Here is a 19,695-nt window from a genome sequence, read left to right as displayed (position 1 = left end):
GACAAGGACTTCCCCATGATTCGCAAGGCTGTGCTTCCCGTAGCCGGTTTCGGCACCCGTTGCCTGCCCGCCTCCAAGGCGATTCCCAAGGAAATGATCACCATCGTCGACCGCCCGGTGATCCAGTATGTGGTCCAGGAGGCCGTCGACGCCGGTGTCCGCGATATCGTGCTGGTGACCCACGCCAGCAAGGGGGCGATCGAGAACCACTTCGACAAGCACTTCGAGCTGGAGACGAGTCTCGAGGCCAAGGGCAAGCAAGAACTGCTCGATGAGCTGAACGCGATCGTCCCCGACGACGTGAATATCATCGCTGTGCGCCAGCCGGAACCGCTGGGCCTGGGCCATGCGGTACTGTGCGCCCGACCGGTGATCGGTGATGACGCTCCCTTCGCCGTGCTCCTGCCCGATGTGCTGGTGGACGACGAGGGACTGGAACGCAACGACCTCGCCGGCATGCTGGAGGCCTTCGAGCGCAGCGGCCATGCCCAGCTGATGGTCGAGGAGGTTCCTCACGAGATGACCCACAAGTATGGCATCGTCGATACCGGGGGGGAGGCGCCCGCGCCGGGCGCGTCGACTCCCCTGGTCGGCGTGGTGGAGAAGCCGCCGGTGGAGGAGGCCCCCTCGGACCTGGCCGTGATCGGTCGCTATGTGCTGCCGGGCAGCATCTTCGCGCGGCTTGCCGACACCCCGCCCGGCGCCGGAGGGGAGATCCAGCTCACCGACGCCATCGAGTCACTGCGCGCCGATGAAGGGGTCGATGCCTACCGAATGCGTGGCAAGACCTTCGACTGCGGCCACCAGCTCGGTTATCTCGAGGCCACGCTCGCCTATGGCCGCCGCCATGCCCGCTTCGGGGAGGGCTTTCGCGAGCTGCTCGCCCGCTACGCCGGGGAGGCCTGAGCCATGCGCGTGCTGGTTCACGGCAGTGAGCTGTCCGCCGCCACCGCCGCCGCCGCCCTCAGCTGGGTAGGCCACCGAGTCACCTGGCTACCGCATGTCGACCAGCCCTGGTCAACGCTGCGCGGCGCCGACTGGCTGGTCGGCGAGCCGCGGCTGCTCGACCAGCTCGAGAGCGGGCTGGCCGACGGCAGCCTGCGCCTGGCGGAGAGTGCCGAGGAGGCGCTGCAACGCCCCCAGGAGGTCATCTGGCTATCCCTCTCGCCGGAACAGCGTGGCGAGCTCGACACCCTCTTCATGGCGCTCGATAGCGTCGGCCACCAGCAGCGGTTGCTGGTCAACCACTCGACCTTCCCGGTCGGCGAGACCGAACACCTGGAGAGGCGTCTAGGGCCTAGCAGTCACGCCGTGGCGCTGTCGGACATGATCGAGGAGGGGCGGGCCTGGGAGACCTTTACCCGCCCCAGCCGCTGGCTGCTGGGATGCGACGATGATGGTGCCGAGGCCCGCGTACGCGAGCTGCTGCGTGCCTTCAACCGTCGTCAGGAGGTGGTTCAGCGCATGCCCAGGCGTGCCGCCGAGCTGACCAAGCTGGCGATCAACGGCATGCTGGCCACCCGCATCAGCTACATGAACGAGGTGGCGGGCCTGGCCGACAGCCTGGGTGTCGATGTCGAGTTCGTGCGCCAGGGCATGGGGTCCGACTCACGCATCGGCTACGAATACCTCTACCCGGGGTGCGGCTTCGGTGGGCCCAACTTCTCCCGTGACCTGATGCGTCTGGCCGATGTTCAGTCCGCCAGCGGGCGACGTTCGGCGCTGCTCGAGCAGGTGCTCGATATCAACGAGCACAAGAAGGAGACGCTGTTCCGCAAGCTGTGGGCTCACTTCCACGGCCGACTGGAGGGGCGTTGCGTGGCCATCTGGGGGGCGGCCTTCAAGCCCGGTACCGCGCGCATCGATCACGCCCCGGTGCTGAACCTGCTGCGGGCGCTTTGGGCACAGGGGGTGCGCGTGCGTCTTCATGATCCGGCGGCCCTGCCGGCGCTGCGACAGGAGGTCGGCGACCACCCGCTGCTGGAGAGCATGGAGGGGGACCCGCTGGAGGCGTGTCAGGGAGCCGACGCCCTGATGCTGGTCACCGAGTGGAAGGCCTACTGGAACCCGGACTGGCGTCGACTGGCCGACCTGCTGGAGGAGCGCCTGGTCCTCGATGGCCGCAATATCTATGACCCGGCATGGGTCGCCGCCCAGGGTCTTCACTATCGGGGAATCGGTCGTCGCGCCGATCCCTGAGGCCGCCTCCTGAGTCAGTCAGCGGGCGGCGGCGCTCGGGCCTGCGAAGTTGGCGGCGGCGAAGCGCCAGTTGGCCAGTGCCCAGAAGGCGTCGAGGCCTGCCGTGGTGTCCGTATCCTGACCGCTTGCCAGGTGGTGGACCAGCAGGGGCGTCAGGCCACGGCTCAAGGGTACATCGTGGACGTCGCCGGCCATCACCGCGAGCCCCTGGGCATCGCATACCAGCCACACCCAGCCACCGGGAGGCGCATCGCTGGCGACGGTGGCAATGGCCTGGCGCAAGCCGGCGGGCTCTCCCCAACGTGCCGCGATGGCCTGGCCGAGGGCATCATCGGGGGCGCCACCCTGCGGCGACAGGGAGTGCCAGTGGAAGGTAAAGGCCCATGCCTGGGCCGCCTGCCTGGCGAGTTCCCGCTCGGCGCCAAGCAGAATGGCCTCCAGCGAGGCGCTCGCCCAGGGCGTGTCCTCCACCAGCTGGTTGAGTCGGGCCACGCAGGCGCGCTGTGTCTGACTATGACGCTGGATGACCGTCTCGCGGGAGAGGTGAGGTGCCAGGGCCTTGGTGTCATAGGGTAGGGCAGGCAGTTCGAAAGGCATCGGTCTTCCTTGGGCGACGAGGGCGGTGACAGGTGCTGCGTTGGCGTCGCCCCGTGTGCCGACGAGCATAAACCCTTTACACTGTTGCCGACCCATGGGCGATGCCTCCGGACCTCGCGGCATGATACCAGCTGCCTTGCACACAGGCATCCGCCCCAGCCACACAAGGAGTAGAGCATGGCAGAGCGTCCGGAACCGCGCCGCTACGCCGGACCGATCGTCCCGGATCCCGAGGCCAGCCTGGCGCCATATCGCCCGCGCTGGCCCGAGCCGCCGCGGATATGGCCGCTGTGGTTGCTGGTCCTGATCCTCGCCGGCGCCCTGGCAGCCATGGGCTGGTTCGGCTGGCAGGAGCGCCAGCGCCTGATATCCCAGAACAGCCGACTGAGTGGTGAGCTCTCCAATATCCATGCCCGCTTCGATACCACCATCGGTGAGGGTGATGGCATCGATCGGCTGAAGGAGCGTATCGAGGCACTGACACGCCAGGATGAGATCCATGAGCGGCGTTTCAATGGGGTCGAGGAGGATCTTGTGGCGGAACTCGAGCGGCTGGAGGGTCTCGTCGAGGGCCAGAAGGCACGATTGACCCGCATGGGGGAGGTCGCCACGAATCGAGAGGCGATGCTCTCGGCCTTCCAGGAGTCGCTCGATGCCCTGGAGCGCGCCGGAGAACAGGGGCGCCGTGCGCTGGCCGAGCGCCTGGATCTGGTCAGTGAGGGCCACGATGCCAGCGTAAAGCGGCTCGCCGAGCTCCAGGATCGGGTTGCCGATGCGGCCGACCTCGACAGGATGCGTGACGAGCGGGAGGCGGCCGAAAACCGTCTCGCCGCCGCCCAGGAGACGCAGGCTGCTCGTCTCGAGACGCTGCAGGAGCGCGTGGCAGCACTGGCCGATGCGCTTGAAGGTGCCGGCGAGGCGCGGGAAGATAGGCAGCAACAAGGGGACGCCCTGCGTTCACGCCTGGCCGCGCTGGAGGCCGATATTGGTGAAATGCGGCGCAGTCAGCTGGCCCTCAGCGCCCGACTCGAGGCACTGCGGCCGTGAGGCTGATACCGTCGCATCCCCGGGAGTCGCAAACGATAAGGCGTAAGGATATGGAGAATCGGTTGGCGCTACGCCTGATCGCGGCGACGCTGATGCTGAGCCTGCTGCCCGCCTCGACGGTGCTGGCCATCGAGGCGAGGGTCGAGGGGCTCAAGGGTGACCCGGCGGCTAACATTCGCCATTACCTGGATGGGCTGGACGAGAACCAGTACAGCCGTTCACGGCTGGAGGGGGAGTCGCGGCGACGCGCCGCCGAGGCGATGCGCGCCTACGGCTATTACGAGCCGAAGATCGAGGCTCGCCTGGCCGAAGGAGAGCCGCCCGAGTATGTCGAGCTGATCATCGACCCGGGCCCAAGGGTCCGTATCGAGACCCTCGACTTCCGACTCGAGGGGGATGCCCGGGAGGACCCTCCCTTTCAGGAAGCCATCGATGACTTTCCCCTGACCGTCGGTGATCCCCTGGTACATGCCCCTTATGACAGCCTGCGGGGCCGTCTGGCCAACCTCTCTCTGGAACGCGGTTACTTCGAGTGGCGCTATGCCGATCGTCGCATGGAGGTACGTCCCTTCGACGAAAGCGCTCGTCTCTACCTGACCCTGGATAGTGGTCCACGCTACCGTTTCGGCGATGTCAGCATCAGCGGTAGCCATATCGAGCCAGACCGGCTGCGCCGACTGCTTCCCTTCACCCCGGGAGCTCCTTACCTGGCCGGTGAACTGGCCACCTTCAACCAGCGACTCGGACAGACCGAGTGGTTCCGCTCCGTCACCGTGAGGCCGCGGCTGCAGAGCAGCTCTCTGGCGCTCGAGGAGAGGTCGCCGGGTTGGGCCGAGGCGGTGGCCAGCGAGGGGGGGAGCCGCTATGGCACGACAGCGCGTGTATCGGCGGCAGGCCTGGGAGGAGTGACGGCGCTGGCCGCGCGCCAGGAAGAGCACCCCTCTGTCCCCATCGATGTCAAGGTGGCCCCGGCCGAGCGTCACCGTTTCGAGGTCGGGGTCGGCTATGCCACCGATGTCGGGCCACGCCTGCGATTCTCGTGGGACCAGCCGTGGATCAATCGCTATGGTCACGGCCTGGATCATGACCTCTACCTTTCGGCGCCCCAGCAGCGCTTCGGGGGTGTCTATACACTGCCTCTCGATAATCCCCTGCGCGACAGCTATCGCTTTCAGTATGGGCTCAGCCACAAGGACAGCGATGATACACGCTCCCTGGAGGCAACCCTGGAGGGCGCTCGCCGCTGGGAGTTCGAGAACGGCTGGATCCAGCATCTCTATGTGCGTACCACCTATGAGGACTTCACCCAGGGTAACGATAGCGAGCAGGTACTGCTGCTCTACCCGGGGATGCGCTGGTCGCGCACCCGAACCCGCAACCCCACTTTCCCCAGCTGGGGCGACCACCAGCGGCTGAGCCTGGAGATCTCCGACGGCCTGTGGGGCTCCGACGCCGACTTCGTCCGCATGACCGGAGAGTCGCGCTGGATCCGCAAGATCGGGACCGACAACCGTGTGGTGACCGGGCTCGGCCTGGGGGCGATCGAGACCAGCGACTTCTCGCTGATTCCTCCTTCGCTGCGCTTCTTCGCGGGCGGCGACAACAGCGTGCGTGGCTACGGCTACGAGAGCCTCTCGCCCCGCGATGACGAGGGCAATCTCACCGGCGGTCAGCAGCTGCTGACCTATAGCCTGGAGTGGCAACACCGCGTGACCGGCGACTGGTGGGGCGCGGCCTTCGTCGATACCGGTGACGCCTTCGAGGAGTGGGGCCCCGACGACCTCAAGACCGGCGCCGGCCTCGGCGTGCGCTGGATATCACCGGTCGGACCGATTCGCCTGGATATCGCTCACCCCTTCGACGACGAGGACAATTCGTGGCGCCTACACTTCGCCATCGGTCCAGAGTTCTGAGTCTGCTCTGGTCGCTGTTTCGCCTGCTGATTCTATTGCCCCTGTGGCTTCTTGGCCTGGTGTTTCTGCTCCTGGGGCTGGGGCTTTCGCCATGGGGGTTCGGGCTGCTGCTCGACCAGGGCGAACGCATGGGGCTGCTCGAGGTAGATGCCTACGAGGGGGCGCCTCTCGACCGGCTGCAGCTCGAAGGCTTCGCCATGCAGGTCGGGCCTGCGAGCCTCTCCCTTGATCGCCTCGAGCTCGCCTGGTCGGAGGAGTTTGTGCTGTCTGGCCGACTCTGCCTGGAGGTGCTCGGTGTCGAGGGCGCGCGGCTGCGTCTGGCCGACAGCGAGCCCGCCGACGAGCCGCCACCGTCTTCCGCCGGTGACCCCCTCGCCGCCATCGAGCTGCCATTCCCCATCGAGCTCCGGCGCCTCTACCTCGAGGACGTCGAGGTGCTGCTGGCCGATGGCACGCGCCTGAGCTGGGATCACTTCAGCACCGGGGCCGTGGCCGAAGGCGATACGCTCAGCCTGTTGCCGACGCGTCTCACCGGCACTCGCCTGCGCCTGCCGCTGACGCCGGGGGCACAGTTGGCACTGGCCGAGGGGGAGCGGGACGGACCACACCTCACGGCTACCTCCATCGATGCCGCCATCGCCGTGCGCTCACCGCTGCCCGATGAGGTGGCCGCGTCGGCGGAAGGCATAACGGCCGCTGCCCTGGAGGAGCAACCACGCCGCGAGCTGCCCGAGATTACCCTGCCTCTGAAGGTGGAAGTGCCGGAGCTGCTGGTGGAGGACAGCGCGGTGGAGGGGGCCGTGGAGTATGGAGTCGAGCGCCTGGCCCTCTCGCTGTTCGCGGAGGGGCACTCGGTGGAGGTGCGCCCCCTGGAGGTCTCGACACCCGATGGCGACGCCAGTCTCGAGGCCGCCATCGCGCTGACCGAGGACTATCCGCTCGAGCTCCGTCTCGAGAGCGCCCTGTGGCTGCCGGAGTTGATGCCGGGGCTGGCCGGGCAGCGTATCGAGCTGGGCCTGGACGGCACGCTCGCCGACCTACTGATGCGCCTCGAGCTGAGTGGCCCCGTTGACCTCAAGCTGGATGCCCGGGCCGACCTCCTCGACCCTACCCTGCCGCTGACCGCCAGCCTGGCCAGCGACCTGGTGCAGTGGCCACTGCCCGGTCAACAGACCACCACCAACGCCGACGGCGTGGAGATCGCCGTCGAGCCCTGGCTGGTCGAGGACCTGGTACTACGCCTGGAGGGCAGCCTGGTGGACTACCGCCTCGCCGCCTCCCTCGATGCCGAAGGGCCCCAGCTACCCTTTACCCGCCTCGCCCTGACCGGCAGCGGTGACCTGACACACTTCGCCTGGAAGCCGCTGTCGCTTGCCATGAACAGTGCCTCCGTGATCAGCCGCGGGCGGATCGACTGGGACGACGGCATCGGTGTCGATGCCCGGGCTCGCCTGGACAATGTCGATCCGAAGCCCTTTGTGGAGGGGCTGTCCGGTCGGCTCGATGGCGACGTGGCAGTGCGTTTCCGCCAGGAGGATGCAGGCTGGACGCTGGCGGTTCCCGAGCTGACCATCGACGGTGAGCTACAGGAGCGAAACCTGGCCCTGCGTGCCGAGCTCGCGGGTGACAGCGAGATGCGCTGGAACATCGAGACCCTGGATTTTCGTCAGGGCGAGAACCGTCTGCAGCTGGCGGGGCGGGTCAGCGAGTCCGATATTGACCTCTCCGGCGAGGTCGACATGCCGGAACTGGCGAGTCTGCATGACGACCTGTCGGGCCGCATCAGCGGTGGCCTCGACGCCGCCGGCAGCCTGGCGTCCCCCAGCCTCGACCTGAACCTCGTCGGCGAGTCACTGGCCTTTGCCGAGAACCGACTGCGTGAGCTCAGGCTGGCCGGCCGGGTCAGCGGCCTCGAGGATCCCGCCATGGAGGCAACGCTCAAGCTTGCCGGTCTCCAGGCCGGTGGTCAGCGTCTCGACGAGGCCCTGCTGGCCCTGGATGGCCGGCTCTCCGAGCACCGCCTGACCCTGGAGGCCTCGGCGCCCCCCGGCATGCCGCTGTCACGGGCATCACTGGCCCTGGCGGCCGGGCTCGACCGGGCCCGAGGCCGCTATGCAGGTCAGCTGTCCCGACTCGAGGTCGATGCCGAGCAGGGTGACCTGCGCCTTGTCGACCCCGCGGTGTTCACCGCCAACCTCGATCAGGGGAGTGCCCGCGTACAACCTTTCTGCCTGGTTCGGCAACAGGGCGGCAGCCTGTGCCTGGTGGAGCCCCTGGAAACCTCTCCAGAGGGTGGCGAACTGCGCCTCAGGCTCGCTGAGGTACCCATGGCACTCCTCGACTCCTTCCTGCCACAGGGCTGGGCGGCCCGGGGCAATACCGAGCTGGATCTCGATGCGGGCTGGGGCGCCGATGGCAGCTGGAGGGCGGAGGGCAGCCTGCAGAGCCGACTGGCGCTGGATGGCCAGGACGCCTACGGCCAGCCCTGGTCTCTGCCGGAGGCACGCCTCGAAGGCGAAATCAGTGCCGACGACCAGGCCGCCGAGCTGACCCTCGATCTCAATCTCGCCCAGGCCGGTGGCCTGGCACTGACGGCGCGGGTCGACGACCCCGTCGACGAAGGGCGCCTCACGGGCCGGCTCTCTCTCGATGAGCTGCGTCTGTCGCCCTATCGTGATCTGGTTACCGGCATGGAGACCCTGGAGGGCAGGCTCACCGGTAATGTCGACATGGCAGGCCGCCTCGAGGCGCCCGAGATGCGTGGACGCATCGCCCTGGCCGGGCTCAAGGCCAGCGGGGCCGATGTGCCGGTGGAGGTGCGTGATGGTGAGCTTAGCATCGACCTCAACGGCACGGCGGCCACCATCGACGGCTACATTGCCGCCAAGGAGGGGCGCCTGAATATCGACGGCAATGCCGCCTGGCCATCGCCGGAGCAGTGGCGCGCCGACCTGTCGCTGCGTGGCGTCGACCAGCCGGTGCTGGCGGTACTGCCGGAGTTCGGGCAGCTGCGTATCGCCCCGGACCTTGAGATTCGCGCGCGACCGACCCTGCTGCAGGTGCGTGGCGACGTCCAGGTGCCCTGGGCTCGCCTGGAGGTCGGCAAGCTGCCCCCCTCGGCGGTTGCCCCCAGTCCCGATGAGGTGATCATCACGCGCGAGGATGAAGAGCGGGCCCGGCGTGAGGCCGAGAGTGTCACCGCAGAAGCCGCCACTGGAGAGGATACCGCCGAGGCCATGGCCGCTGCCGGCATGGCCCTAGATGTGCAGATCGACCTGCGCCTGGGGCCGGATATGAAACTCTCCGCCTACGGGCTCGAATCCGGTCTTTCCGGCACCCTGGAAGTGCGTCAGCAGGATGGGCCGGTACAGCTCTTCGGCGATGTCAATCTGGTGGATGGCCGCTTCCGTGCCTATGGGCAGGACCTGCTGATCCGCGAGGGTCAGCTGCTGTTCAGCGGCCCGCCCGGGCAGCCGCTGCTCAACTTCGAGGCGGTGCGCAACCCCGATGCCACTCAGGACGGCGTGGTGGCTGGCCTGCGCGTGACCGGCAGCGCCGCATCGCCTCAGCTTGCGGTATTCTCGGAGCCCTCCATGGACGAGGCGAGTGCACTCTCCTATCTGTTACGTGGACGAGCGCCCAACGATAGCGACACCGATGGCGCGCTGACCTCGGCACTGGTGGGGCTCGCCGTGGGGCAGGCCGGTGGCGCGGTGGGCGGCATCGGCAAGGCCTTCGGTGTCTCGGACCTGACCCTGGATACGGCGGGCAGCGGCGAGGATAGCCAGGTGACCCTCAGCGGCCAGCTGACCGACGACCTAGAGGTGCGCTACGGTGTCGGGGTCTTCTCGCCGATCGCCGAACTTACCCTGCGCTACAACATCTGGCGCAGCCTCTACCTGGAGGCGGTCTCCGGTGCGAGCCAGGCGGTGGATCTGATCTACACCTTCAGCCGTTCCGGCAACCCGAGGATTCTCGATGACAACTAGGAGAGACGTACCATGACGCTGGATCCCTCCAGGGCCCTGCCCGGGCGCGACACACCCCTCGCCATCGGCGGTGTGCATGCGGCCAATGGCCGCTCCATGCTGCCGCCATTTCCCGACCGGCTGCAGCAGATCGTGCTGGGTCTGGGCTGCTTCTGGGGAGCCGAACGGCTGTTCTGGCAACTGCCAGGCGTCCATGTCACCGCCGTGGGCTATGCCGGCGGCGTGACGCCCAACCCTACCTACGCGGAGTGCTGCAGCGGACTCACCGGCCATGCGGAGGTGGTTCGGGTGATCTTCGACCCGGCCGAGATCGGCCTCGAGCAGCTGCTGCAACAGTTCTGGGAGGCCCATGACCCCACCCAGGGAAATCGCCAGGGCAACGATATCGGACCTCAGTACCGCTCTATCATCCTGACGACCAACGAGTCACAGCAGGCGCTTGCACTGCAGACCCGCGATGCCTATCAGCAGGCGCTCTCCGGAGCCGGCGGGGGGAGCATCACCACCGAGATCACGCCTCTCACGGCCTTCTACTACGCCGAGGAGGAGCACCAGCAGTATCTGCACAAGCATCCCGACGGCTACTGCGGACTCCGCGGCACCGGGGTCAGCTGCCCCATCGGTTGAGCCCCGTCGGTTGAAGAGGCCCCACTCAATCGATGGGGCGATCAGAAACGAGCTCATCCCATAGCGCCGTTACCGCTGGCTGCTGATTGTCGGCACGCCGGAACAGCACAATGTCCATGGGTACCTGCCAGCGCTCACCGCCCGCCGGCACCAGGGCTCCCTGGGCCAGTTCATCCCGCACGCTGGATTCGGGTAGCCAGCCCAGGCCATAACCCAGTGAGACCAGCTCACGGATATTGCTGCTCTGGATGCTCTCGTTGAGGATGCGGAAGTCGGGGGTGTCGTCGAATCGGGCGAGATGGGCGCGAATCGCGGCATCGGTCAGCCCGCGGGGGTGGTAGGCGATCAGCGGCAGGCTCGAGGCCCCCTCCAGGGAGAAGCGTGGCTCTCCGCCCGGCTCCGGCAGGGAGAGCGGGACCATTCGCTCGCCGGCGAGCCGCCAGGAGAGATAGTCCTGGGTATCGGGCTCGATGCCACAGGGCGAGCACGGCCAGAAACACAGCACCAGGTCGCACTCATCCCGGGCCAGGGCGCGAAAGAAGTCATCGACCAGCCAGCCGGTGGCGCGCAGGTCGGGTGTGATGGGCGGGGGCGCCGGCCACTGGCCAAGCCAGGCAGGCAGGAAGTGGCTCAACAGGCTCTGGGGGGCCGCCAGGCGAATGCGCCCGGCGTGCTGGTCGGCGAGATGTGCCAGGCGCCGCCGGCTCTCGGCCACCCGCTGCGTGACATCATGGCATAGCGCCAGGAACTCCTCCCCGGCCGGGGTCAGGGAGAGGGGCAGCGTCTGGCGGTTGACCAGTACGGTGCCCATCTCCTCCTCGAGCAGCTTGATACGGCGGGAGAACGTCGGTTGGGTAACGTTCTGCTGCTCGGCGGCCCGCGAGAAGTGTCGCGTTCGCGCCAGCGCCATGAAGTCCTCGAGCCAGCGCAGCTCCATGTCATCTCCCGTCGACGAGCCAAAAGGGCATTATGCCAGATGCCCCGGGGGCTCAGTCGATTCGCCCCTCCTCGACCCCATGACAGGCGACCTGGCTGCCGTCATCGCGGGCGATCAGCCTGGGGATCTCCTCACGGCAGCGCGCATTGGCGTGCGGACAGCGGGCGTGGAAGACGCACCCCGAGGGCAGATGTACCGGAGTGGGCACCTCGCCCTCCAGACGGATATGCTGCGGCCGCTCATCCTCCAGGCGGGGAATCGCCGACATCAGCGCCTGGGTATAGGGGTGGCGCGGGGTGGCAAACAGCGTCGCCGTCGGAGCCACTTCACACACCCGGCCCAGATACATTACCGCCACCCGGGTACCGAAATGCTCGACCACGGCGAGATCATGGGTGATGAACAGGTAGGTGAGGTTGCGATCGCGCCGCGCATCCATCAGCAGGTTGAGCACCTGGGCCTGGATGGAGACGTCGAGGGCGGAGATCGGCTCATCGGCGACGATAAACTCGGGGTCCACGGCCAGGGCCCGGGCGATGGCGATGCGTTGACGCTGGCCACCGGAGAACTCATGGCCGTAGCGCTTGCCCCAGTCCGCGGCGATGCCTACCGATGCCATGACCTCGTCGACCTGGTCGCGGACCCGCTGGCGACTCCAGTCGGGGTGGTGCAGCCGAATCGGCTCCTCCAGGGTCTGCTGGATGGTCATGCGCGGATTGAGCGACGCATAGGGGTTCTGGAAGATCATCTGCATGCGCCGCCGATAGGGCATCAGCGCCTGGGTCGAGAGGTCGTCGATGCGCTCGCCGGCGTAGCGGATCTCACCCGCCGAGGGGTGCAGCAGCCCCATCACGGTACGTGCCACCGTGGACTTGCCACAGCCCGACTCGCCGACCACGCAGAGGGCCTCGCCGCGCTGGATCTCCAGGTCGACGCCGTTGATGGCGTGGACATGCTCCTGCTCGCGCACGAGCCTGCCACCCTTGAACTTGAGCTGCTCGAGGAAGTCGCCGGAGAGCGAGAAGCGCTTCTCCAGGCCACGAATCTCGAGCAGCGGCTGCGCGTTGTCGGCGCGGGAATGACTCGCCTCCGGACGGGGGGCGGATAGGGTATCGGTCATCGAGACGTCTCCTGTGCCGGAATGCGCTCCTGGTCCTGCATCTCGGCCACCATATGACAGGCCGCCTGGCAGTTGCCGGAGGCGACGAATCCGGGCACCTCGCTGCGGCAGGCCGTGCGTTCGCTGCCATCCGGGCGTTGCGTGAAGCCGCAGCGGGGATGAAAGGCGCAGCCGCTGGGCAGATTGTCCAGTGACGGCATGCTGCCGGGAATCTGGTTGAGGCGGCTGCCCGGTGTGGCCATCTGGGGCAGGGCATTCATCAGCCCCTGGGTATAGGGATGCTGCGGATCATTGATGATCTCGCGGGTCGGCCCCTGCTCGATCACGCGACCGGCGTACATCACCAGCATGCGTTGAGTCACCTGGCTGACCACGCCGAGGTCGTGCGTGATCAGGATCAGACCGACATTGTGCTTTTCACACAGCTCCAGCAGCAGATCCATGATCTCGGCCTGGATGGTGACGTCCAGCGCCGTGGTGGGCTCGTCGGCGATGATGATATCGGGGTCGAGCAGCAGGGCGATGGCGATGATCACCCGCTGTCGCATGCCGCCCGAGAGCTCATGGGGGTACTGATCCAGACGCGCCTCCGGCGAGGGGATATGCACCTGTTCGAGCTTGCGCAGGGCGATGGCCCGCGCCTCGCGACGCCCGATGCGACGATGCGCCTTGAGACACTCGACCATCTGCTCGCCGATCGAGAGCACCGGATTGAGCGTCATCATAGGGTCCTGGAAGATCATCGAGATGCGGTTGCCGCGGATCTGGCGCAGATGGCGGTCGCGCATCCCGATCAGCTCCTGACCGTCGAAGCGGATGCTGCCGCCGGCGATATAACCGGGCTTGGCGATCAGGTTGAGCAGGCTGAACGCCGCCACCGACTTGCCGGCGCCGGATTCACCGACGATGCCCAGCCGCTCGCCCCGGTCGAGTGTGAAGCTGACGTCGCGCAGGGCCTTGACATCGCCCCGGCGCAGGGCGAAGCGCACGTCGAGTTGGTTGACTTCGAGAAGTGACATGGAAACTCCGTAGGCGTCATCAGCCCTTGTAGAGGCGAGGGTTGAGCACATCGCGCAGCCAATCGCCGAGCAGGTTGATCACCAGTACCAGGACGACCAGCACGGCACCCGGAATCAGGGTGATCCACCAGGAACCCGACTGGATGTAGTCGAAGCCCGACTTGATCAGCGAACCCAGCGACGGGTGGGTCTCCGGCATGCCCAGTCCCAGGAAGGAGAGGGCGGCCTCGGAGATGATGGCATTGGCCACCTGTACCGTGGAGATGACGAAGATCGGCGACAGGGTGTTGGGCAGGATATGGCGGAACATGATGCGCCGGCTGGGCAGCCCCATGGTGCGGGCAGCGTCCACGTACTCCTTGCCCTTCTCCGCGAGCACCGAGGCACGGACCGTGCGGGCATACTGTGGCCATTCGGCCAGGCCGATGATCAGCACCAGCAGGGGAACGGCGTAGGTGCTGAAGGTGGCGCTGCCGAAGATCGCCTTGACCAGGGCACCCACCACGATGGCCACCATCAGGGTGGAGAAGGAGAGCTGGATATCGGCCAGCCGCATCAGGAAGGCATCGATACGCCCGCCCAGGTAGCCGGCCAGCAGGCCGAATACCACGCCCAGCAGGGCCTGTAGCGCCACGGCACCGAAGCCGATGATCAGCGACACCCGGGCGCCATACAGGATGGTGGAGAGCAGGTCGCGCCCCTGGGCATCGGTGCCCATCACATAGGCGGGATCGCTGCCATCGATCCAGAAGGGTGGCAGCTCCGAGGCCAGGATATCGATCTGCGCCAGGTCATAGGGGTTCATCGGTGCCAGCCACGGCGCCAGCACGGCGCAGGCCACGAAGACGACGAAGACCAGCAGGCTGAGCTGGGCGATCGGGTCGCGCTTGAAGCTATAGAGCAGGTAGGAGTCGCGCAGGCGCTCCCAGCGGCTTGGCAGGGGCGGGGCTTGCTGGGGAGAAGTCTGGGTGGTCATGCGGGCTTCCCTGTGAGCTTGACGGTGGGGTTGACCAGGCCATAGATCAGGTCGACCAGCGTATTGGTGATCACGAAGATCAGGCCCACGATCATCAGGTAGGTGATGATCAGCGGAATATCCGAACGGTTGATGGCATTGAGGAACATCAGCCCCATGCCGGGCCACTGGAACACGGTCTCGGTCAGGATGGTGTAGGCCACCAGGGTGCCGATCTGCACGCCCCCCACGGTGATCACCGGCAGCATGGTGTTCTTGAGCGCATGCAGGAAGTAGATACGCCGCAGGCTGATTCCCTTGGCCCGGGCGAACTTCACGTACTCCGACTGCAGAACCTCGAGCATCTCGGCGCGAATCAGGCGAATAAACAGCGGCAGCATGATCGATGCCAGCGAGATGGCCGGCAGCACCAGGTAGACGAGGCTCTCGGTGGAGGCGAAGTTGGTGTACCAGGTGCCGACGACATGCACCGGGTCACCGCGGCCGTAGGCGGGCATCCCGCCCTCGGTGGAGGCCAGGCCGTTGAGCCAGCTGCCCCAGCCCGTCTCCCCGGGGAAGGGGGACCAGCTGACGCCGATGGAGAACAGCTGGATCAGCACGATGGCGGTGAGAAAGACCGGTATGGAGATACCGACGATTGAGGCCCCCATGAAGAATCGCGACAGCCAGGCGCGCGGCTTGATGGCGCTGTAGACCCCGATGGGAACCGACAGCAGCACGATCAGCAGGGTGGTCGCCGCCACCAGCTCAAGCGTAGCGGGCAGGTGACGCAGTACCACGTCGGTGGTCGGCTCGTTGAAGATGTAGGAGTAGCCGAAGTCCAGCTGAACGGCATTCCTGGCGAAGCGCAGATACTGGACCAGGAAGGGGTCGTTGAGCCCCAGCTCCTCGCGCAGGATCTCGCGCTCGCTCTCGGGCACCGACTGGCCGACCATCTGCTGAATGGGGTCGCCGAGGTTGTCCTGAATGGAGAAGGCGATAAGGCTGATGACGAACATCACCAGCAGCGCATGGAAGAGGCGCTTGATCAGAAAGGCGATCATGAAGGTGTCCTGTGGGCATACAGGTAGCAACGGTCTCGCGGACGGAGGCCGTTGCTCGTTGGTTGGGGGGAATGACCAGGGCGATGCCGGCCCGCCGGGCCGGCATCGGGATCACTAGTCCTCGTCGATGACCAGGTCCCCGAGGTAGGGGAAGTTCATCACGTTGAGCACCGGCTCGATATCCACGTTGGCTGCCGAGGCCCAGGCCAGATCCTGCCAGTGCAGGGGCACGACGGCGGCCTCGTCGTAGAGGGTCTGCTCGACCTGCTTCAGCATCTCGGCGCGTTTCTCGAGGTCGACCTCGAGATTGGCCTCGGCCACCAGCTTGTCGAGCTCCGGGTTGCAGTAGTTGCCGGCGTTGTACTGGCCGGCACCGGTGTCGGCATCCGGGCAGGCGGTCAGGTACTCGTGGAAGTTGGCGCTATCCTCGGTATCGGAGTGCCAGCCGATCAGCATCATGTCGGCGGCGCGGTCATCAAACTCGCCCCAGTACTGCGCCTTGGGCAGGGTCTTGAGGTCCACGTCGACATTGATGCGCGCCAGCATGGTGGCCACGGCCTGGGCGATCTTGGCATCGTTCACGTAGCGGTTGTTGGGTGCCATCATGGTGATCTCGAAGCCATCGGCGTAGCCGGCTTCCTCCATCAGGGCCTTGGCCTTCTCCAGATCGTAGCGACGCTCCAACGAGTCGATATGGCCGGCATACCCCTCGGGGGAGAACTGGGCTGCGGGAGTGGCAAAGCCCTTCATCAGGCGGTCGGCGATGGCGTCCTGGTTGACGGCATAGGCAAAGGCCTGACGAACCTTCGGATCCTGGAAGGCCTCGACACGCTCCTGATTCATATGGAAGAAGATGATGCGGGTGCCGGAGAGGGTGACCAGCTGGACATCGTCGCTCTCGCGCACGCGCTCGAGATCATTGGGCGGTACCGGGGCGATGAAGTCGACGTCGCCGGAGAGCAGGGCGGCCACTCGGGTGGCGTTTTCGCTGATCGGGGTCAACACGATGGTGTCGACATTGCCCGGGGAGTCGCTATCCCAGTAATCGGGATTGCGGGCGAACTCCATGCGGGTGCCCTTGCGATGCTCGACGACCGTGTAGGGGCCGGTGCCGGAGAGGTTCGAGGAGGCGAAGGAGTTGCCGTTCTTGACGATCTCGTCCTTGGGGTCGCCATCGTCATCGTTGCCGGAGTAGAACTCGCTATCCATCGGAAAGATGTAGGTGGCGAGATTGAGCAGCAGCGGGTAGGGCTCGGCGGTCTTGAACTCGACGGTGGTCTCGTCGATGGCCGTGACACTCTCGATGGGAGTGAAGATCGCCTTGAAGTCGGGGCTTCGCTTGAGACGCTCCACGGTCCACACCACATCCTCGGCGGAGAAGGCATTGCCGCTGTGGAACTCGACCCCGTCACGCAGGCTCATGCGCATGGTGGTGTCGTCCACCTGCTCCCACTCCGTGGCCAGGCGTGGCTCGAACTCGAGATCCTTGGTCCAGCGAACCAGCGGGTCGTGTGTCATGTGCGAGAGTTGCAGGATGCCACCGGAGAGCTGCTCGTGAATATCCAGCGAGACCGGGTCCGCATCATAGGCCATGCGCAGAGTGGTCTCGGCGCTGGCAACGGCGGGCAACATGGCGGCGCCGGTCATGGTGGCGCCAACGACGGCAGCCAGAAGGGTGCGCTTGAACATCATGTCGGGTTCCCTTTACAAGGATTGTTGTTGGTGCGCGATCACCGCACACGGCTGTTGCACACCTCAACATAGAGACCCGACGGGGTGGGGTACAATCGAAATTCCGAGTGGCGTCATGCGCTGGATGAATTGACCACTCTTGTTTTATACGAAAGTAGAATATGCGGGCCGCCGCCTCCTGGCGACGGCACTGGCCTTGTTCGGAGTCCCTGTTCAGACATCCGTTCAGGAATCAGCCCACCGGGGTGGCACTCTTGATCCGATAGAGGTCGGCCGCCTCTTCCAGGCCGGCGATGGTGCAGTCGAGATCCTTGACCCGACCGTCGGACAGCCCATAGACCCAGCCGTGAATCCAGACCTGCTGACCACGCTGCCAGGCATGCTGGATGATCTTGGTACGACTCAGGCGCTGTACCTGTGAGCAGGCGTTGAGCTCGCACATGCGGTTCACCCGCTCGTCCGGCGAGAGCGGCTCCAGCTCGTCACGGTGCTGATAATAGAGCTCACGCACCGAGTGCAGCCAGTTGTCGACCATGCCGTTGTCGCCACCCTCGATGGCTGCACGGATACCACCGCAGCCATAATGACCCACGACCATGATATGGCGCACCTGGAGGACATCGACGGCGTACTGGAGCACCGACAGCGCATTGAGGTCGTTATGGTGGATCAGGTTGGCGACGTTGCGATGGACGAAGACCTCGCCGGGGGGAAGGTCGATGATCTGGTTGGCGGGGACTCGGCTGTCCGAACAGCCGATCCAGAGATAGTCGGGATTCTGCTGGTTCGATAATCGGGTAAAAAAGTCGGGGTCATTCCGGTTGACCTTGTCGGCCCAGGCACGGTTGTTCTCCAGCAGGGACTCAATTTCCTTTCTCATGAGATGACCTCAAGGCAGGTGGGCGTCGTAGGGTGGCGTTTTTTTACTCCTCTCCGGCATGGCGGTCAACAAAGAAACGTGTCGTCACCCGGGCGTCCGCGCCATGCCGTCACGCCCCCATGGCTGCTATCATCGACGTATTGAATCCAGGGCCCAGTGCCCACGACAGGGAGCAGCATCGTGTCCGAACTCGACTCCACCACCCATGACTGGGACCTCTTCGTGATCGGCGCCGGCTCCGGCGGTGTGCGGGCGGCGCGTACCGCGGCCGCCGCCGGCGCCCGGGTCGCCGTCGCGGAGGACCGCTATCTCGGCGGCACCTGCGTCAATGTGGGCTGTGTACCCAAGAAGCTTTACTCCTATGCCGCCCACTTCCATGACGCCTTCGAGGATGCCGGGGGCTTCGGTTGGCATCTTCCCGAACCGCCACGCTTCGATTGGCCGACGCTGCGGGATAACAAGATCGGCGAGATCAAGCGTCTGAACGGCATCTACGCCCGGCTGCTCGATGGGGCGGGAGTGAGCCTGATCAACGGCCGTGCTCGGGTGCTCGACGCCCATCATGTCGCGGTGGGCGATGAGATCCACAGCGCCGAGAAGATTCTGGTCGCCGTTGGGGGCTGGCCCTGGGTACCTGAGTTCCCCGGTAGCGATCTGGCGCTCAACTCGAACGATATCTTCGACCTGGCAGAGTTTCCGAAGCGCTTTCTGGTGCTGGGAGGCGGCTATATCGCGGTAGAGTTCGCCAGTATCTTCAATGGCCTGGGCAGCGAGACCCACCTGATCTATCGAGGGGAGCTGTTCCTGCGTGGCTTCGACCAAGAGGTGCGCGAATTCACCCGTGACCAGATGGCCGAGCGGGGCGTACAGCTTCACTTCGAGACCAACATCGAGCGAATCGACAAGAGCGAGGAGGGCCTGCGGGTAACCCTGACCGATGGCCAGACCCTGGAGGTGGATGCGGTGCTCGCCGCCACCGGTCGGCGACCACACCTGGAGGGGCTGGGGCTGGATGTCCTGGGGGTGGCGCTGGATGACAGCGGCCATATCCGAGTCAACGAGCGATTCGAGACGTCGGTGCCTTCGATACTCGCCCTGGGTGATGTCATCGGTGGGCCGGAGCTGACGCCGGTGGCACTCGCCGAGGCGATGCATCTGGTGCGTTGCCACTTCGAGGAGACGCCGCCTGCCGCACCACTGGACTACCGCCACATCCCCACGGCGGTGTTCTGTCACCCCAATATCGGCACCGTCGGCCTCTCCGAGGAGCAGGCTCGCGAGCAGTGTGGCGAGATTCGTGTCTACACCGCCAACTTCCGCCCCATGAAGCATACCCTCTCGGGCAGCAGCGAGCGCTGCCTGATGAAGCTGATCATCGATGATGCCAGCGACGTGGTGGTCGGTGCGCACATGGTGGGCGAGGAGGCGGGCGAAGTGATCCAGGGCATCGCCATCGCCGTCAAGGCGGGCCTGACCAAGGCCGAGTTCGACGCTACCGTGGGCATTCACCCCACCGGCGCCGAGGAGTTCGTCACCATGCGCACGCCGACACGGCGCTAAGACGGTTAATCAGGGCCGCCTTCGGGCGGCCCTTTTCGTTGAGGCCGGCGCCGTCAGGCTGGTCTAGACTGGAGGTATGGGCAGAAGCGGTCGGTC

Annotated in this window: 15 protein-coding genes; 7 read left to right on the top strand and 8 right to left on the bottom strand. The window is 66.0% G+C overall.

Annotated elements, in window-relative coordinates:
- The first annotated feature begins 15 nt into the window (after positions 1-15).
- Both galU and RM463_RS00495 read left to right on the top strand, forming a co-directional pair.
- Positions 16-906 carry a UTP--glucose-1-phosphate uridylyltransferase GalU gene (galU, locus tag RM463_RS00500; protein ID WP_195687585.1) on the top strand — a complete coding sequence of 297 codons (891 nt, stop codon included), beginning with the start codon at positions 16-18 and terminating at the stop codon, positions 904-906.
- A 3-nt stretch (positions 907-909) separates the two neighbouring features.
- Positions 910-2,199, top strand: coding sequence for a nucleotide sugar dehydrogenase (locus RM463_RS00495; RefSeq protein ID WP_311428535.1), 1,290 nt, complete (start codon positions 910-912; stop codon positions 2,197-2,199).
- An 18-nt stretch (positions 2,200-2,217) separates the two neighbouring features.
- Here RM463_RS00495 and RM463_RS00490 read toward each other — a convergent pair whose 3' ends face one another.
- Positions 2,218-2,796, bottom strand: coding sequence for a Fe-Mn family superoxide dismutase (locus tag RM463_RS00490; protein WP_311428534.1), 579 nt, complete (start codon positions 2,794-2,796; stop codon positions 2,218-2,220).
- A 177-nt stretch (positions 2,797-2,973) separates the two neighbouring features.
- Here RM463_RS00490 and RM463_RS00485 point away from each other — a divergent pair, with 177 nt between their 5' ends.
- From RM463_RS00485 to msrA, 4 genes are read left to right on the top strand one after another with little or no spacing between them, the layout of a single operon-like run.
- Entirely contained in the window at positions 2,974-3,843 is an 870-nt protein-coding gene (locus RM463_RS00485; protein ID WP_311428533.1) for a hypothetical protein, read from the top strand.
- Between the two features lie 50 nt (positions 3,844-3,893).
- On the top strand, positions 3,894-5,756 hold the full coding sequence (locus RM463_RS00480) for an autotransporter assembly complex family protein (protein WP_311428532.1): 1,863 nt from the start codon (positions 3,894-3,896) through the stop codon (positions 5,754-5,756).
- Positions 5,720-9,745 carry a translocation/assembly module TamB domain-containing protein gene (locus RM463_RS00475; protein WP_311428531.1) on the top strand — a complete coding sequence of 1,342 codons (4,026 nt, stop codon included), beginning with the start codon at positions 5,720-5,722 and terminating at the stop codon, positions 9,743-9,745. The genes RM463_RS00480 and RM463_RS00475 overlap by 37 nt, the downstream gene beginning before the upstream one ends.
- A 12-nt stretch (positions 9,746-9,757) precedes the next feature.
- Positions 9,758-10,372: a peptide-methionine (S)-S-oxide reductase MsrA gene (msrA, locus tag RM463_RS00470; RefSeq protein WP_311428530.1), complete on the top strand. Its 615-nt coding sequence runs from the start codon at positions 9,758-9,760 to the stop codon at positions 10,370-10,372.
- 25 nt (positions 10,373-10,397) lie between these two features.
- Here the strand turns inward: msrA and RM463_RS00465 are convergent, their stop codons facing one another.
- From RM463_RS00465 to can, 7 genes are all read right to left on the bottom strand, one after another.
- Complete coding sequence (locus tag RM463_RS00465; protein ID WP_195687558.1) at positions 10,398-11,309, bottom strand: LysR family transcriptional regulator; 912 nt, start codon at positions 11,307-11,309, stop codon at positions 10,398-10,400.
- 52 nt (positions 11,310-11,361) lie between these two features.
- Positions 11,362-12,429, bottom strand: a complete 1,068-nt coding sequence (locus RM463_RS00460; protein WP_311428529.1) for an oligopeptide/dipeptide ABC transporter ATP-binding protein — start codon at positions 12,427-12,429, stop codon at positions 11,362-11,364.
- Positions 12,426-13,448: an ABC transporter ATP-binding protein gene (locus tag RM463_RS00455; RefSeq protein WP_195687556.1), complete on the bottom strand. Its 1,023-nt coding sequence runs from the start codon at positions 13,446-13,448 to the stop codon at positions 12,426-12,428. Before RM463_RS00455 ends, RM463_RS00460 begins: the two co-directional genes overlap by 4 nt.
- Before the next feature lie 19 nt (positions 13,449-13,467).
- Complete coding sequence (locus tag RM463_RS00450; protein ID WP_195687555.1) at positions 13,468-14,424, bottom strand: ABC transporter permease; 957 nt, start codon at positions 14,422-14,424, stop codon at positions 13,468-13,470.
- Positions 14,421-15,467 carry an ABC transporter permease gene (locus RM463_RS00445; RefSeq protein WP_311428528.1) on the bottom strand — a complete coding sequence of 349 codons (1,047 nt, stop codon included), beginning with the start codon at positions 15,465-15,467 and terminating at the stop codon, positions 14,421-14,423. Before RM463_RS00445 ends, RM463_RS00450 begins: the two co-directional genes overlap by 4 nt.
- Before the next feature lie 114 nt (positions 15,468-15,581).
- A complete protein-coding gene (locus RM463_RS00440) occupies positions 15,582-17,159 on the bottom strand; it encodes an ABC transporter substrate-binding protein (RefSeq protein ID WP_311428527.1) in 1,578 nt (525 codons plus the stop codon).
- Positions 17,160-17,391: 232 nt separating this feature from the next.
- On the bottom strand, positions 17,392-18,039 hold the full coding sequence (gene can / locus RM463_RS00435; protein ID WP_195687552.1) for a carbonate dehydratase: 648 nt from the start codon (positions 18,037-18,039) through the stop codon (positions 17,392-17,394).
- Positions 18,040-18,219: 180 nt separating this feature from the next.
- Between can and gorA the strand changes: the two genes are divergently transcribed.
- On the top strand, positions 18,220-19,599 hold the full coding sequence (gorA, locus tag RM463_RS00430; protein WP_311428526.1) for a glutathione-disulfide reductase: 1,380 nt from the start codon (positions 18,220-18,222) through the stop codon (positions 19,597-19,599).
- The last annotated feature ends 96 nt before the right edge of the window (positions 19,600-19,695 follow it).

The organism is Halomonas sp. LES1 (genome assembly GCF_031846005.1).
Lineage (GTDB): Bacteria > Pseudomonadota > Gammaproteobacteria > Pseudomonadales > Halomonadaceae > Halomonas.
The sequence above is the reverse complement of the archived record's forward strand: the minus strand, read 5'-3'. Positions and strand labels throughout refer to the sequence as shown.

What these genes read in the sequence shown, in the direction of transcription:
- RM463_RS00495 (WP_311428535.1), top strand. Translation starts at nt 910, where the DNA reads ATGCGCGTGCTGGTTCACGGCAGTGAGCTGTCCGCCGCCACCGCCGCC.
- RM463_RS00485 (WP_311428533.1), top strand. Translation starts at nt 2,974, where the DNA reads ATGGCAGAGCGTCCGGAACCGCGCCGCTACGCCGGACCGATCGTCCCG.
- RM463_RS00455 (WP_195687556.1), bottom strand. Translation starts at nt 13,448, where the DNA reads ATGTCACTTCTCGAAGTCAACCAACTCGACGTGCGCTTCGCCCTGCGC.
- RM463_RS00460 (WP_311428529.1), bottom strand. Translation starts at nt 12,429, where the DNA reads ATGACCGATACCCTATCCGCCCCCCGTCCGGAGGCGAGTCATTCCCGC.
- RM463_RS00465 (WP_195687558.1), bottom strand. Translation starts at nt 11,309, where the DNA reads ATGGAGCTGCGCTGGCTCGAGGACTTCATGGCGCTGGCGCGAACGCGA.
- RM463_RS00450 (WP_195687555.1), bottom strand. Translation starts at nt 14,424, where the DNA reads ATGACCACCCAGACTTCTCCCCAGCAAGCCCCGCCCCTGCCAAGCCGC.
- RM463_RS00490 (WP_311428534.1), bottom strand. Translation starts at nt 2,796, where the DNA reads ATGCCTTTCGAACTGCCTGCCCTACCCTATGACACCAAGGCCCTGGCA.
- galU (WP_195687585.1), top strand. Translation starts at nt 16, where the DNA reads ATGATTCGCAAGGCTGTGCTTCCCGTAGCCGGTTTCGGCACCCGTTGC.
- RM463_RS00445 (WP_311428528.1), bottom strand. Translation starts at nt 15,467, where the DNA reads ATGATCGCCTTTCTGATCAAGCGCCTCTTCCATGCGCTGCTGGTGATG.
- msrA (WP_311428530.1), top strand. Translation starts at nt 9,758, where the DNA reads ATGACGCTGGATCCCTCCAGGGCCCTGCCCGGGCGCGACACACCCCTC.
- RM463_RS00440 (WP_311428527.1), bottom strand. Translation starts at nt 17,159, where the DNA reads ATGATGTTCAAGCGCACCCTTCTGGCTGCCGTCGTTGGCGCCACCATG.
- can (WP_195687552.1), bottom strand. Translation starts at nt 18,039, where the DNA reads ATGAGAAAGGAAATTGAGTCCCTGCTGGAGAACAACCGTGCCTGGGCC.
- RM463_RS00480 (WP_311428532.1), top strand. Translation starts at nt 3,894, where the DNA reads ATGGAGAATCGGTTGGCGCTACGCCTGATCGCGGCGACGCTGATGCTG.